Origin of the sequence: Vibrio barjaei, assembly GCF_001639065.2 — a bacterium.
GTDB lineage: Bacteria > Pseudomonadota > Gammaproteobacteria > Enterobacterales > Vibrionaceae > Vibrio > Vibrio barjaei.
Genome location: NZ_LQXO02000005.1, coordinates 208,665 through 221,920 on the forward strand (window position 1 = coordinate 208,665; position 13,256 = coordinate 221,920).

Annotated in this window: 16 protein-coding genes; 8 read left to right on the plus strand and 8 right to left on the minus strand. The window is 43.9% G+C overall.

Annotated features, from left to right (window positions below; all coding sequences use genetic code 11):
• The first annotated feature begins 20 nt into the window (after positions 1-20).
• On the plus strand, positions 21-530 hold the full coding sequence (hutX, locus tag AWH66_RS01895) for a heme utilization cystosolic carrier protein HutX (protein ID WP_063605010.1): 510 nt from the start codon (positions 21-23) through the stop codon (positions 528-530).
• A 59-nt stretch (positions 531-589) separates the two neighbouring features.
• A complete protein-coding gene (hutZ, locus tag AWH66_RS01900; RefSeq protein WP_063605011.1) occupies positions 590-1,126 on the plus strand; it encodes a heme utilization protein HutZ in 537 nt (178 codons plus the stop codon).
• 18 nt (positions 1,127-1,144) lie between these two features.
• On the opposite strand, the gene AWH66_RS01905 is transcribed toward hutZ, so the two are convergent.
• Complete coding sequence (locus AWH66_RS01905) at positions 1,145-1,549, minus strand: VOC family protein (protein ID WP_063605012.1); 405 nt, start codon at positions 1,547-1,549, stop codon at positions 1,145-1,147.
• 86 nt (positions 1,550-1,635) lie between these two features.
• Here AWH66_RS01905 and AWH66_RS01910 point away from each other — a divergent pair, with 86 nt between their 5' ends.
• Positions 1,636-1,947: a putative quinol monooxygenase gene (locus tag AWH66_RS01910; RefSeq protein WP_063605013.1), complete on the plus strand. Its 312-nt coding sequence runs from the start codon at positions 1,636-1,638 to the stop codon at positions 1,945-1,947.
• A complete protein-coding gene (locus AWH66_RS01915) occupies positions 1,947-2,387 on the plus strand; it encodes a YtoQ family protein (RefSeq protein ID WP_063605014.1) in 441 nt (146 codons plus the stop codon). Before AWH66_RS01910 ends, AWH66_RS01915 begins: the two co-directional genes overlap by 1 nt.
• Before the next feature lie 119 nt (positions 2,388-2,506).
• On the opposite strand, the gene AWH66_RS01920 is transcribed toward AWH66_RS01915, so the two are convergent.
• Positions 2,507-2,839 (minus strand): zinc ribbon domain-containing protein YjdM, encoded by a 333-nt coding sequence (locus tag AWH66_RS01920; protein ID WP_063605015.1) that lies wholly within the window; start codon positions 2,837-2,839, stop codon positions 2,507-2,509.
• A gap of 70 nt (positions 2,840-2,909) precedes the next feature.
• Complete coding sequence (locus AWH66_RS01925) at positions 2,910-4,262, minus strand: MATE family efflux transporter (RefSeq protein ID WP_063605016.1); 1,353 nt, start codon at positions 4,260-4,262, stop codon at positions 2,910-2,912.
• A gap of 100 nt (positions 4,263-4,362) precedes the next feature.
• Between AWH66_RS01925 and AWH66_RS01930 the strand changes: the two genes are divergently transcribed.
• Complete coding sequence (locus AWH66_RS01930; protein ID WP_063605017.1) at positions 4,363-5,307, plus strand: LysR family transcriptional regulator; 945 nt, start codon at positions 4,363-4,365, stop codon at positions 5,305-5,307.
• On the opposite strand, the gene AWH66_RS01935 is transcribed toward AWH66_RS01930, so the two are convergent.
• From AWH66_RS01935 to AWH66_RS01950, 4 genes are all read right to left on the minus strand, one after another.
• Positions 5,300-6,037, minus strand: coding sequence for a DsbA family protein (locus AWH66_RS01935; RefSeq protein ID WP_063605018.1), 738 nt, complete (start codon positions 6,035-6,037; stop codon positions 5,300-5,302). The two genes, AWH66_RS01930 and AWH66_RS01935, sit on opposite strands and share 8 nt — an antisense overlap.
• Positions 6,038-6,062: 25 nt before the next feature.
• Positions 6,063-6,590, minus strand: a complete 528-nt coding sequence (locus AWH66_RS01940) for a protein disulfide oxidoreductase (protein WP_063605019.1) — start codon at positions 6,588-6,590, stop codon at positions 6,063-6,065.
• Entirely contained in the window at positions 6,580-8,679 is a 2,100-nt protein-coding gene (locus AWH66_RS01945) for a protein-disulfide reductase DsbD family protein (protein ID WP_063605166.1), read from the minus strand. The genes AWH66_RS01940 and AWH66_RS01945 overlap by 11 nt, the downstream gene beginning before the upstream one ends.
• 98 nt (positions 8,680-8,777) lie before the next feature.
• Complete coding sequence (locus tag AWH66_RS01950) at positions 8,778-9,179, minus strand: hypothetical protein (protein ID WP_143081448.1); 402 nt, start codon at positions 9,177-9,179, stop codon at positions 8,778-8,780.
• Positions 9,180-9,418: 239 nt separating this feature from the next.
• Between AWH66_RS01950 and AWH66_RS01955 the strand changes: the two genes are divergently transcribed.
• The gene (locus AWH66_RS01955; protein WP_124941326.1) at positions 9,419-9,637 is read left to right on the plus strand and encodes a hypothetical protein; all 219 of its coding nucleotides are present in this window, start codon (positions 9,419-9,421) and stop codon (positions 9,635-9,637) included.
• A gap of 9 nt (positions 9,638-9,646) precedes the next feature.
• On the opposite strand, the gene mpaA is transcribed toward AWH66_RS01955, so the two are convergent.
• On the minus strand, positions 9,647-10,384 hold the full coding sequence (mpaA, locus tag AWH66_RS01960) for a murein tripeptide amidase MpaA (protein ID WP_063605021.1): 738 nt from the start codon (positions 10,382-10,384) through the stop codon (positions 9,647-9,649).
• 165 nt (positions 10,385-10,549) lie between these two features.
• On the opposite strand from mpaA, the gene AWH66_RS01965 reads away from it, so the two are divergent.
• Positions 10,550-12,172: an ABC transporter substrate-binding protein gene (locus AWH66_RS01965; protein WP_063605022.1), complete on the plus strand. Its 1,623-nt coding sequence runs from the start codon at positions 10,550-10,552 to the stop codon at positions 12,170-12,172.
• Between the two features lie 288 nt (positions 12,173-12,460).
• The gene (locus AWH66_RS01970; RefSeq protein WP_063605023.1) at positions 12,461-13,231 is read left to right on the plus strand and encodes a transcriptional regulator; all 771 of its coding nucleotides are present in this window, start codon (positions 12,461-12,463) and stop codon (positions 13,229-13,231) included.
• The last annotated feature ends 25 nt before the right edge of the window (positions 13,232-13,256 follow it).

The window sequence follows — 13,256 nt, forward strand, 5'->3', positions numbered from 1 at the left end:
AACCTATCACGGAAAATAAAATGTTAAAAAGTTTAAAACAGCAAGTTGCTGAGATACTGGAACAAGAACCGTCACTATTGCCAGCGGCTATTGCTGAGAAGCTCCACGTGACCGAATGTGACGTTGTTTGTGCACTGCCAGACGAGATGGTTGCTATTGCAGAGGGCAGCGTTGCACAGGAGCTCCTGGAATCATTAACAACTTGGGGCCCTGTGACGACAATTGTTCATTCGTTCGGCTCAATCTTTGAAGTAAAAGCGCCGTTCCCTAAAGGTAAAGTTGCTCGAGGTTATTACAACCTGATGGGCAAGGAAGGGGAACTTCATGGACATTTGAAGCTCGACTTAATTACTAAAGTGGCTTTAGTGAGCAAACCTTTTATGGGCAGCGAAAGCCACTATTTTGGATTCTTCGATGAAACAGGTCATAACGTGTTTAAGGTTTACCTAGGTCGTGACAAGAAGCGAGTCCTATTTCCTGAGCAGGTAGAACAATTTAACACTCTTAAGCAAAGGCTATCTAGCCAGTAAACGCTCAACCAAAATTCAAATTTAAAATTATAATTATTAGAGAAAGTGAGGAATTCAACATGGATCAACAAGTTAAGCAAGAACGCTTACAAGGTCGACTTGGGCCAGAAATCAAAGAGTTTCGTCAAGAACGTAAAACCATTCAATTGGCAACGGTAGATGAAGAGGGGCGACCAAACGTCAGTTATGCGCCTTACGTCCAAAATCAGGATGGATACTTTGTTCTGATCTCTCAGATTGCTCGTCATGCTCGCAACCTTGAGAAAAATCCTAATGTATCCTTAATGATGATTGAAGATGAAAGCGACAGTAAACAGCTTTTTGCACGTAAACGACTGACGTTTGACGCTGTAGCGTCCATTGTCGAGCGCGATACTGAGCAATGGCAAGCTGTTATTGCTCAAATGCAAGATCGATTTGGTGAAATCATTGATGGTTTAAGTCAACTACAAGACTTCATTCTGTTTAACTTGAAGGCTGAACAAGGTCTTTTTGTGAAAGGCTTTGGGCAGGCATATCAAGTGTCTGGCGATGACCTTGTTGATTTTGTCCATCTTCAAGAAGGTCATCGTAAAGTCGAAAAATCTAAAGCTTAAGCGACGAGAAAGTCGGCTCTAAATGAACGTTTGGTGTGAAATACCAGGATGATAGAGGGGCTGAATGACGTGCCCCTCGGGATCCTTACAATGAAAGCTCCGCGCTCCATCGCTATGGTCGTGGGGCTCGTCCAATAGCGTCACGCCTCGCGCCTTCATAAATTCGTACCATTCTTGAAGCTCTTTCTTGCTGTTGACGATAAACCCAAAATGGTCGACGCTGGTGGGTGAGCAGATCCGCTGAGTTTTTGCTCTTCCTAGCGATAGGTTATCGTTGCCACACGTTAGGTAAACCAAGTTTTCATTAGCTCTTCTTAACACATCCATACCCATGATATCGGTATAAAACGCTTCACACTCCTCAAACTTTTCCACTACTAACGCGATGTGTCTCATACCATTAAATGGAGACGGTCTTTTCATTCTTTACATCCTTTGTATTCTATTTTTAATTAAATTGTATACAATAAATGTATGTGATTTCAAATTCATGCCAAGGAGAGGGTAAGATGTATTGTATTATTGTTCGAAATCGGGTGAAACAGGGTAGCGAGGAGTGCTATAAATCGGTAATGATGGAGAATGCTAAAGCCTCAGTGACAAACGAGCCTGAGTGTTATCGGTTTGACGTCATTCAAGATCAGGAAGCACCCCAAGATTTCTACCTATATGAAATCTACCAAGACCTGCACGCATTGCAGGTACATAAACAGACATCGCATTACTTAGACAGTCGTAAATTGCTTGCAGATTTGGTGCTCGACACCACGGTGATAAGAGCCGATGTGATTGCGACAAACCCAGAAAACAAGGAAATATAATGAGTTGGAAAGTGTATTTGAGCGGAGAGATTCATACCGACTGGCGTGAACAAATCATCGCAGGTGCCGCAGAGCTTAAGTTAGATATCGAGTTTTATTCCGCGAATACAGATCATGAATCTAGCGATGCAGCGGGCGATCACCTTAGATTTAACGACGTACAGTTTTGGCGCGATCATCAATCATCGAAAGTGAATGCGATTCGAACTAAAAACCTAATTAAACAATGCGATATTGGTGTAGTCAGGTTTGGCGATAAATACCGTCAATGGAATGCTGCCTTTGATGCCGGTATGCTGGCCGCGTTAGATAAACCATTTATTACTTTACACGACGAAGGGATTATTCATCCCCTTAAAGAGGTGGATGCCGCGGCGATGGCATGGGCTGAAACACCACAGCAGATAGTAGAGATTCTACGATACGTGACTAACAATTAACGCCAGATAACGAAAAACGCACATTTTTCATTTAAAGAGTGAAAAAGTGTGCGTTTTTATTAGGCAATCTAGAAAACTGCTGATTTATCAGCTGTGATAGTAGTTTGTGTTATGGGGCACTAGGCTTTTTTAACGAACTTTGCTGTCACCATCATTTCACCGACACCATCCACCTTGCAATCAAGCTGATGGTCTTTACCATCGTTGATATTACGAACAACAGCTTTCGTGCCGATCTTGATGACCAGAGAGCTGCCTTTAACTTTAAGGTCTTTAATCATCGTCACCTTGTCACCAGCTTCCAATACTGCACCGTTCGAGTCTTTAACGATGATGGTATCTTCTGGCACTTCATTAGGATTCCATTCATGAGCACATTCAGGGCAGATGAGCTGGCTTTGATCCTGATACACATACTCAGATTGACAGTTTGGGCAAGGAGGAAGAGACATAGTTAAATCCTGATTTCAGTATAGTTTGTGAGTATGGTAATAACTCTGCTGGTATGATGCGAGCAGTTTATTAACCAACGCCAACCATGTTGTCTCTTAGCGTCTTTGAAGGACGCAGTTCGACAATAAGTTGCGCCAGTAGCAATAACCCGGTTACTGCCAAACCCACCAATATACCGCCCCAGATACCAGCAAGCTCATAGCGTTCCATCAACCACCATGCGGCAGGTAGGCCAAATGCCCAGTAGCCTATGGCAGTCATGAGAGTTGGAAGCTTGACGATCTTCATGCCACGAAGCAGGTTAATGGCTAACAACTGCCAAGCATCTACTACGAAGCACAGTGCGACAACCCAAATCAATGAAGACAACATGTCCGTTAACGCATGTTCACCTTCTCCATCCAGCTGGAACAAACTGGCAATCGCGTCCGGCCAAACAATGAAGACTACGGCTAGTACAGCACTTAGTATCGTCACTAGTGAGAAGCTTCGCTTCGCAACGGCTTTGACTCCAATGAGGTTATCATTGCCGAACTCTTTGCCCACAAGGATGGCGGCGGCCTGAGAAAAACCAAAATTAATATTCCAAGTGAAACTTAAGCATTGTAATAGAATTTGATGCAGGGCCAGAGCAGTTACGCCAATAAACCCTGCCATCAAGGTACCACCGTATATCAGTCCCATTTCTAGAGCTCCTGCAATAGCAATAGGGATACCCATCGACAGCAACGGTAGCATTAAACGCCAGTTGTATTCCTCAAGATGGAGCCAAGGTGCAAACCGATAGTACACTGGGCGTTTGAATACCCAAGTCGCATAACCAATTAAGACCAGTGTTGCGGCAAGAGCGGTACCTATGCCGAGCCCGGCAATACCCCAATCCAAAGTAAATGCCAGCCAATAGCTGAAAGGCACGTTCAAAATGACGGTAACCAGAGACATAATCATCACGGATTTGGCATCGCCATAGTTGCTTGTCAGGCCACGCAAGATAAGTAGTAGTAACGTTGGTAACATGGCCCACTTCAAAGTATCAAGGTAGATCATGGCTACCGTAATCACTTCTTCAGGCTGTTGAGCAACTCTCAGAAAATCTGGGGCGAAAACAAAAGCTGTCGTTAGGATGATAGTCAGAAACACGGCTAACATCAGTGCGCCTTTTACTGCTAATCGGACTTGTTTTAACCCATACTCAGGGCGAGCCACACTTTGTCCATAGGCAATAGCTATGAGGTTAGCGACACATCCTACGGTTGAACCTGCGATGAGGAAAATGAACGTATAGACTGAGGCTCCAAGACCCCCACCCGCAAGATCACTCACACTCAATTGTGCCATCATCCAAACATCAGTAAGGACCAGCGCCATTGAAATTAGCTGAGAAACAATAAGTGGTGCAGCAAGGGATAGAATTTTCTTCATGATAGCCTCAGGTTATGATGAGGTCATTTTATATGCATAACTATGGTGTTCAATTAACATTTGTGTCACTCTGGAATGACTTCAGATCATGTGAGCAATTATGAATCTATATTCGAATATTCCCTATTCACACAATGCACTAAAAGTCTTTGAAGCCGTAGCAAGGCATATGAGCTTTACTTCTGCAGCTCAAGAGCTTCACGTTACTCAAAGTGCAGTGAGCCGCCAAGTTAAGCAACTTGAAGATGATCTCAATGCATCATTGGTTATTCGTGGTCATCGTTCAATTCAGCTGACGTTGAAAGGACAGGCACTGTTTGAAGTTTTGGGACGTAATTATCAGGCTCTTCAGTCCTTGCTTGAGTCGTGGAAAGAAGTCCAAAGTAATAAGATAGTGATTCGCGCAGCGTTAAGTTATGCCACTCGGGCGCTATTACCGAAAATACAGAAGCTAAACGAGCGTTTCCCTGATTATGAAATTGCCGTTATTCCAGTAATTGATGAAGAGGAAAGTTTAAGGAAAGGCGATTATGACCTATTCGTTTTTACCACACGTGAAAGTGAAGCTTATCAAAACGATCCGGAAATATCCTTTATGCGAGAAGAGTACATGGCACCAGTTTGTACTCAGCAGTTACTTGGTGAAAACCGCGATATTGAACACCTTCTGACGCTACCAAGACTGCATCCAACACTTGATCATATTGATTGGCGAGTGTGGTTGGATAAAATCCAATACAAGAGTAATCAACCGGTGCGAAATTCAACATTTTTTACCTTGGATTTAACCTTGAGTGCTTGCTTATCAGGCCATGGTGTTGCGGTTACCGATTTACTGCTCGCTTTACCGGAACTGGAACGAGAGTATCTTGTGTGCCCTAAAAATGCGCAGATCCATTTTAGTAGTTGGCGCTATTTCTGCCATAAGAGGACGGGCTCACCGATTGTTGAGGAGTTAGCGCAATGGCTAATGACCGAAACGAAAGACGAGCTCAGAAAGCTCAATCAGCTTTCTGAGCATTATGGTTGGGGGCCAATTAGCTAGCGTTTTCAGCTATGTTCTTTTTGATGACCTGTTCCAGTTTGTCGTAAGGGACATACCCTGGAATCAGCTCATCGCCAATGAACATAGCGGGTGTCCCACGTAAACCCAAGGCAACAAATGTCTTGTAGTTTTTAACTAAAGACTCGTTGATTTTTGTATCACCTGTTAGGTACTGTGTTGTACCGGTTTTTTTCGCGATGGCTTCGATAGAGTCTTTGGTATGTATACCAGGCTTCGCGACAAGTAGACGATTCACTTCTACAAACTTTTCGGGCGCTTGCTGCCAAACCTTAATGGCAAATGCTGCGGAGTTAGTATCGAGCCCTTCAATGACTTGCTGCTTAAGTGGGACATAGATATTGATGACTTTTACATCGTTATAGTTAGCAACTAACTTTGTCAGTTCGCCATCCAAGCGCTTACAATATGGGCAGTTATAGTCGGTAAAATTGACGATGACTGTCGATCCATCTGTATTTCCCAGAACAGTGTGAATTGTCGTATCGTTTAGCCATGATTCACTCTGCTTTTTTGCATTCTCAAGCTGTTTTTGACCTTCGACATATTGTTGAAGACTTAGCTGTAGATCGCCGATGATTTCTGGGTTTTCAGTCAGCAGTTGATGAATACTGTCCAACTGTTGTTGTTGCTCAGCGGTTAAAGCAGCATGCGATAGTGTTGGAAGTAGCGCAGCGACACTGATCGCCATTGAAATAAGCGTTTTTTTCATTGTTTTTCCTTATGCCCAGTGAACACTAGGCAAATAAAATTCGTAACCATAGCCCAACGGGCGTGATGATGCCGGTCGAGATGCTCTCAATTTGACCTTTGTTTATGATGACAACAGTTGGCGTGACACTGATATTCCATTGTCGACTGATTAGCCCGGTTGTATCGTTAACCACCGGAAAGTCGTATTCCTTAGCAGTCATATACTGTTGGACGCGATCGTTTGTACCTGATGATAGGGCAATAGATAACACCTGATGGTCGCTTGCAAACCAATTGATTGTTGGACTGACAAATTTACAAGCGCCACACCACGTGGCCCAAAAATACAGTACAACCGGCTTTTCTTGGCTTTGTTGAATGATATCGACAGGCAAGCCTTGGATGGTCATCGCTTTTAACGAAGGCGCTTCACCACTTGGCATTGATGTACTGCGATACCAATCCAGAGCCATTGAAACCAACGTCATCAAAATAACAATGCTGATGAGCTCTTTTGACCATTTTTTAAGACGGCTCGACCTTGGCTTTTTATCGGTTGAATTAGTCCCCATGGCTTTCTCCACTGGCCATATCTATAGACTGCATAACCACCTCTGACGTTAGAATAACGGGCAGTGGTATGCCTTGCGGATATTCTGGGCCGTAGACAATATTAAATGGCACACCAAAGCGTCCATAGCTCTGCAGGTATTGAGTCACGCTGTCACTTGGTGTTGTCCAGTCGCCACGCATCAGGACGATGTTTGATTGCTGAAGTTTTTCGTAAACCGGGTTTTGTAGAATGACGCCAATTTTGTTGGCTTTACAGGTAATACACCAGTCAGCAGTAACATCAACAAAAACGGTTTTTCCTTGAGCCACGAGCTTTGATATTTGGTCACGCTCCAGTTTCTGCCAGTGAAGATCATCAACGATAGGTGTGGACCATTTATCTGCAGTCACACTGCCGATGATCAGTCCACCACCAACGACAAAAATCGATAGCGCAGAGAGAATTGCTACTGCCTTGCGCCCGTATTGTTTGCCAATGAGTACCAAGGTAGCAATGATAATAATGGCTACCAACGCTGCGGTTAAAGCAAAGCCAATAAAGGTTGACAGTAGTGTTACTAACCAAAGACTGGTCAATAACATCATTGCACCAAACGCTAGCTTCACTTTGTTCATCCAAGGACCCGGTTTAGGGAAGACATTAACCAAGGATGGGAATAGCGTAAACAACAGCCACGGTAAGCTCATTCCGATGCCGAGTGCCACAAAGATCAACCAAAGTTCGGTGTAGCTTGCTCCCAGTGCATACGCAACGGCAGTGCCAAGGAAGGGTGCGCTACATGGTGTCGCAAGTAACGTCGCAAACATACCCTGGACGAAGTGGCCTCCATAGCTGTGGTCACCTTTAGATGCCATCCAGGTGTTGAGGCTACTTGGGAGTTGTATGTTGAATAAACCAAGCAAATTCGCTGAAAACAATAGGGTAACTATCGCCATAAAGGCAATAAACCAATAATTTTGGAATTGAATACCCCAACCAACCATATGGCCAGCCAATTTTAGTGATGTTAACGCACCAGCAAGTAGTAGGAATGAGCTGATGATGCCGGCGGATGAAGCTAGAAATGACAATCGAACTTGCTTTGGCGATTGATTCACGCCCGAGATGATGCTGTTAAGCTTCATGCCAAGCACCGGAAGTACACAAGGCATGATATTGAGAATCAGACCGCCTATGAGAGCAAATCCTATCATCCAAATGAGGCTTCCACTCTCCGGATAGGCCATTGGTGTCGTGGATACTTGTGTTGACGTTTCCGTTAATATTAGCTCATCTGACACGGTAATTTGAATGTTCTTGTCACTAATATCTGCTTCGCCAAGCCAATTGCTAACATCAAATTTGGCATATAGAGTATTGCCGTCGATGGTTATTTTGGGCTGTGCGAAGAACTCATCACTGACTTCATTACCATCGACTAAAATCTGTGGTTTTTTCCAAGCCGTTTTGCTGGTGAGCTTAAGTTGAAGCTCCTGCGCTTGCTGATTCCAGTAGCTTGCTTCTACAGAGATTTGATTGTCTTTTTTAGGCGTCAAGCTCATACCTTGACCAAATAAATACGCAGCATCGGAATCTAGTGAGAGAGCGTTGGGATCAATCTCTAAATCAATAGGGTAATCCGCTATCACGCAAATATTGGTGCAGCTTGGCAGTCGCAAGTTAGCTTTGAGCGAGATTGGCTTGGACGTATCTGACACGGTGACAATAATCGGGAAGCTCACTTCGTGTTTGTAGCCTAAAGTCATCACCCCTAGTTGCTCATAATAAGCGGGCACGGGCCATTGCCAATCTACCGCTTCGACGTTCGTCGAAGCACTCCAATCAAATTCTGGTGCGACACCGCCTTCACCGGGGCTACGCCAATAGGTTTTCCACTCTCCATCTAGTTCGACATTAAGAACCATCTCCATCTGCTTGGTTTGTGGATCGAGGTGGCCGGTAGATAGCAGTCGAACCTTCACTGGTGGATGCATTGGATCTTGAATCCAACCTGTAGATTGCGCATGTGACATTGCACTGTAAAGTACAACAAAGACAAGCGCGAATGTTAGCACTAGAGTGCTTAGTGTTTGTCGACAAAGCGACATAAAATGACGGCTACGCGCAATGCGAGTCGTTAACATTGTGTTTGTATAAGACACAGTAATCTCCAATAAGTAATAAATAGACCTTAGTTGGAGGCGTTTTATTCCCGGAAAGTACAGTGAGTTACGTGAAGCCTGAGCTTAGGAGGATAGGTATCGCTTCGGCGAGTATGGGCTGGCTTAACTTTGCGCTCAGAAAGCAGTGCTAACAAAGCGACCAAAAACAGAAGCGGAGTAAAGGTTTCTAAATGAGCGAAAGATTGTCCAAGCAACTTTTGTGTCAATCGACATGGCTCATCAATTGGGGTGATGTTATGGACGATTTTCTCGATGGAACTCGAGTTGAACAGCGCTGCCTCGCTCATATAAGGTGCGGGTGTTGGTGCGGCTTTTACCAATTGGCTGTGGTATGCAATGTTCGTTTTTAGCGCACAAAACATCACCACCAAAATGGCAGTGAGTAAGAAGAGTGTGCGAAAAATAGATTGCCTAAATGTATGCAAACCAAAGCCGTCGTGTTCAAAATGAGTGCTTACGTTATCTTGTTAGCCATAAACGTCAAGTGAAATCATGTCCAAAAATGTAAAGTAATCTGGATTAATTTTAACGGGAGTGAAAATTAACGGGTATGAATCACTGATTTTGTTTATCTTCACTGATAGTCTTGTCAGGTTACTCGCTCTCACCCACGTCCAATAATTGGCTAAGGTAAGAGAGTCAATGAATGGAGCACGTGTAGTAAATGAGAAATTTGGTATTCATGGGTGTCTGTCTGGCGGTGACAGTCTGGATGATTTTTGATTCGGGTAAGTCGGAACAGGTGTTCACATTTTGGGAGCACGTGAATCTACCGAACAAAGATGAAATTGGTATGTATGTTAGCCAGTTTTTTTACTACATCGCATTGCTAGTCGGTGTGGTTTATCTTGGCCGAAAATTCAAACGTCGCAATGATAAATAACCGCGTTGATTAAGCACTTGTTGAACTGTATTGCAACAAATCGATAAGTGCTTCTAACTGTTCTTCTATCGCACTGTCCGCCGAAATAGCGGGAAATTCGAGTGTGATACAAGGCAATTCTTTCTCGTTACACCAACTCCCAAACGAACCAGGCGTGTCATACCCGACATCGTCAATCAAAGGCAGTGAGAAACGCTTTGCAAGCCACTTACCTAATTCAGAATGTTCCGGATCATCGATACAGGCTAATGGTTCATGAAGGGATACGACAAACTGCGGTCTTCGAGCCTCAATTAAGTCAATAAGCGCACTAATCTCTGGTTCAAGAGTGGTCACATTACCGGTTTTTACTTTGACGTCACGTTCACTTGCCGATGTACTCCAGCGATATACTGTCCCTTTGTCCGTCCATGTTTTCGTCGGGAAAGCTCTATTTAGATCCACTTGATTGGCATTGGCGCGAGTCCCTAACTGATTGCCATCAGGGTTCATTGATAAGATCACATCGTGTTTCAGATATTCAGCGTGCAGGGTACGAAGGGCACACGACAACGCGGTAATGGATGCGGTTTCATCTCCGTGGGTACCTGCCAGAATGAGTCCTCGCTCTGGTGAGTCGACTTGGGCCGGAAAGTACAATAATGGTGCCCCTAAAACAGAGTGACCATACGTTTCCGGTTTGTTTTGAAATTCTGCCCTTAGTGCTCTTGGGCGTAATTGCGGCTTTGTTTGATTTGCATTATCCATTTTCTACATCCCAACTTCTTGCCTTCCCTCACGGCATTCTGTGGTTATATATGCCATAAATAGTGATGCAATGCTATTGAAAGCCTTTTTGTTGTAAAGAAACCAATGTGTTATCTATGACGATAGGGCAAATTTATAACAACGACACCAATCAGGCGGTTTAGGATGAAACACACCACTTCATGGAAAGTATCGGTTCTCTCGGCGCTCATTGCAGCGACGTTTTCAGTACAGAGTGCGACTGTGCCCGATGGCACACAACTGGCTGAGACTCAGAAAATTGTACGCGGCAACGATGCGGAAGTAGCAACGCTGGACCCAGCTAATGCAGAGGGGTTACCGGAAATGCATGTTCTAAGGGACTTATTTGAAGGGCTAGTGATTCAAGACAGTGAAGGAAATGTAATCCCCGGTGTTGCCGAGTCTTGGGAAACCAGTGACAACAAAACCTTTGTCTTTCACTTAAGAAAAGATGCGAAGTGGTCAAATGGCGATCCGGTTACCGCGCAAGATTTCGTTTATAGCCTTAAAAGAGCCGCGGATCCTAACTTTGCCTCGGCTAATGGCTGGTATTTAAAGCTGACCAAAATTAAGAATATTCAAGCCATCATTAATGGAGAAGTGCCGCTAGATTCGTTAGGGGTGAAAGCTGTGGATGATTACACCTTAAAGTATGAGCTGGACAGTCAGGTGCCGTATTTTGTTGCTATGACTGCACATTCATCAATGATGCCGGTCCATAAGTCAAACCTAGAGCAATTTGGAGATAAGTGGACTAGGCCTGGGAATATGGTTTCTAATGGTGCTTTTGTGCTAAAGAACTGGGTCATTAACGAACGTATTGAACTAGCGAGAAACAGTCAGTATTGGGATAACGACCACACGGTACTCAATCAGGTTACTTATATTCCGTTTGAAAGTCAGACAGCAGCAATGAACCGTTACGCCTCTGGTGAAGTGGACATTACCTCGGATGTACCGACTGCAATGGCGCCAAAGCTCAAGAAAGAACAGCCAGATGCCTATACCGTTGTTCCTTTGCTGTGTACCTATTATTACGCTTTCAATACGACTAAAGCGCCATTTAATGATCCTAAAGTGCGTCAAGCGGTTTCCTACACCATTATGCGTGATGTGATTACAGATGGTGTAACACAAGTTGGAAATCTTCCTGCTTATACGTTTGCTCACAAATATGTAGCGGGATTTGACGCGACGCAACCTGATTACAGCAAGTGGACACAAAAACAACGTGACGAGAAGGCCAAGAAGTTACTCGCTGAAGCTGGTTACAATGATGCCAACCCACTAGATATTAAGCTTCTATATAATACGAGCGAAAGTAATAAATCTATTGCTGTAGCCATCGCCTCAATGCTTAACAAAAACTTGGGCGCAAAAGTAGAGTTAGAGAATCAAGAGTGGAAATCATACTTGGTTGCTCGTCGTGAAGGTAACTTTGACGTACTTCGTACTTCTTGGTGTGGAGACTACAATGAGGCGTCTACGTTCCTAAGTCTAATGACGTCTGATAATGCGGGCAACCGAGCGTTTTACAAGAGCAAGGCTTACGACAAGATTATTGATGGAGCACTCGCTGCAACAACAGACGAAGAGCGAGCGCGCTTTTACGATCAGGCAGAGTCCTTATTAGCTAAAGATATGCCGATAGCGCCAATCTATTATTACATGCAAGCTCGCTTAGTAAGACCCACGGTCGGCGGGTTTCCAATGAATAATGTTGAAGGACGAATCTACTCCAAGGACTTATATGTAAAAGCTAAATAACAGTCCACTTAAGACCACAACAATGATTGCCAAGCCAGCTAAATTTAGCTGGCTTTTTTGTGTTGAGTTGAAAAAGCCAGATTGAGCCTTTGGAGCTAACTTCTCTTGATAGCAGCGTCGTTGTAGTTCGGGGACAAAATCAAAAATAGTGTTCATCGTAAGGCGACCTAATGTAGTGTGGTTGAGTTCTTATGGTCGCATATTGATTCTTTTCATCAATTGGAAGCAAAGTTGGGTCTTAATGTGATACTTTGGGTGGCACAATAAGAAACTTGGGACATTTGTACAATGGATGCCATCGCTAAACAGATTTGCGAAGAGTTAAAAAGAGCGCTGAAAAACTCAAGAATGTCTTACTTGGATGTTGCTAAAGCGCTTCAGGTGTCGGAGGTAAGTGTAAAACGGATGCTGAACTTACATCAGCCGCTTTCTATTAGTCGGATGAATGACATTGCGGCTCTGATCCAAATACCGTTGTCGACCATTGTTTTGAATGCAGAGAACGCTGTTAGTGAAGTGCCAACCTACACTGAGCAACAAGATAGTGCCTTCTGCCAATCTCCAGAGCTGTATACATTGATGACTGGCATTATTGATGAGTACCTCAGTGCGGATGAGCTCATGCAGCGTTATGACTTAGATAAACAATCTATGTACCTTTATTTTCGTGATTTGGAAAATGTTGGGTTGATTACCCTTTCTGAAGGATTGGAATTCAAGCTGTCGGTACCGCGGCACATTGCATTCGGAAAACATAGCCAGTTCGCAAATTTCTTTAAAAACCAAGTAATTGATGCTCTAAAAGCCGAAGTTCAGGATATAAACCCTGACGATAATAATGTTTACTTGATTAGCTCAAAGCTGACATTAACCGAAGAAGAGTTTCATCAATATAATCTTGAGTTGGAAGAACTGATGATTAACGCTCATAAACTAAGCCAGAGTCGCTATGACTGCGCTGAGCGTTACAACGAGTACACTATTTTGGATATGGGAGCGAAAGGTGCATTCCAGCCTAAATTGAAACTACCGGGTCCACATTCATCAATTAAACGCTAATTTAAAAGGGACAGGGCAACTACCT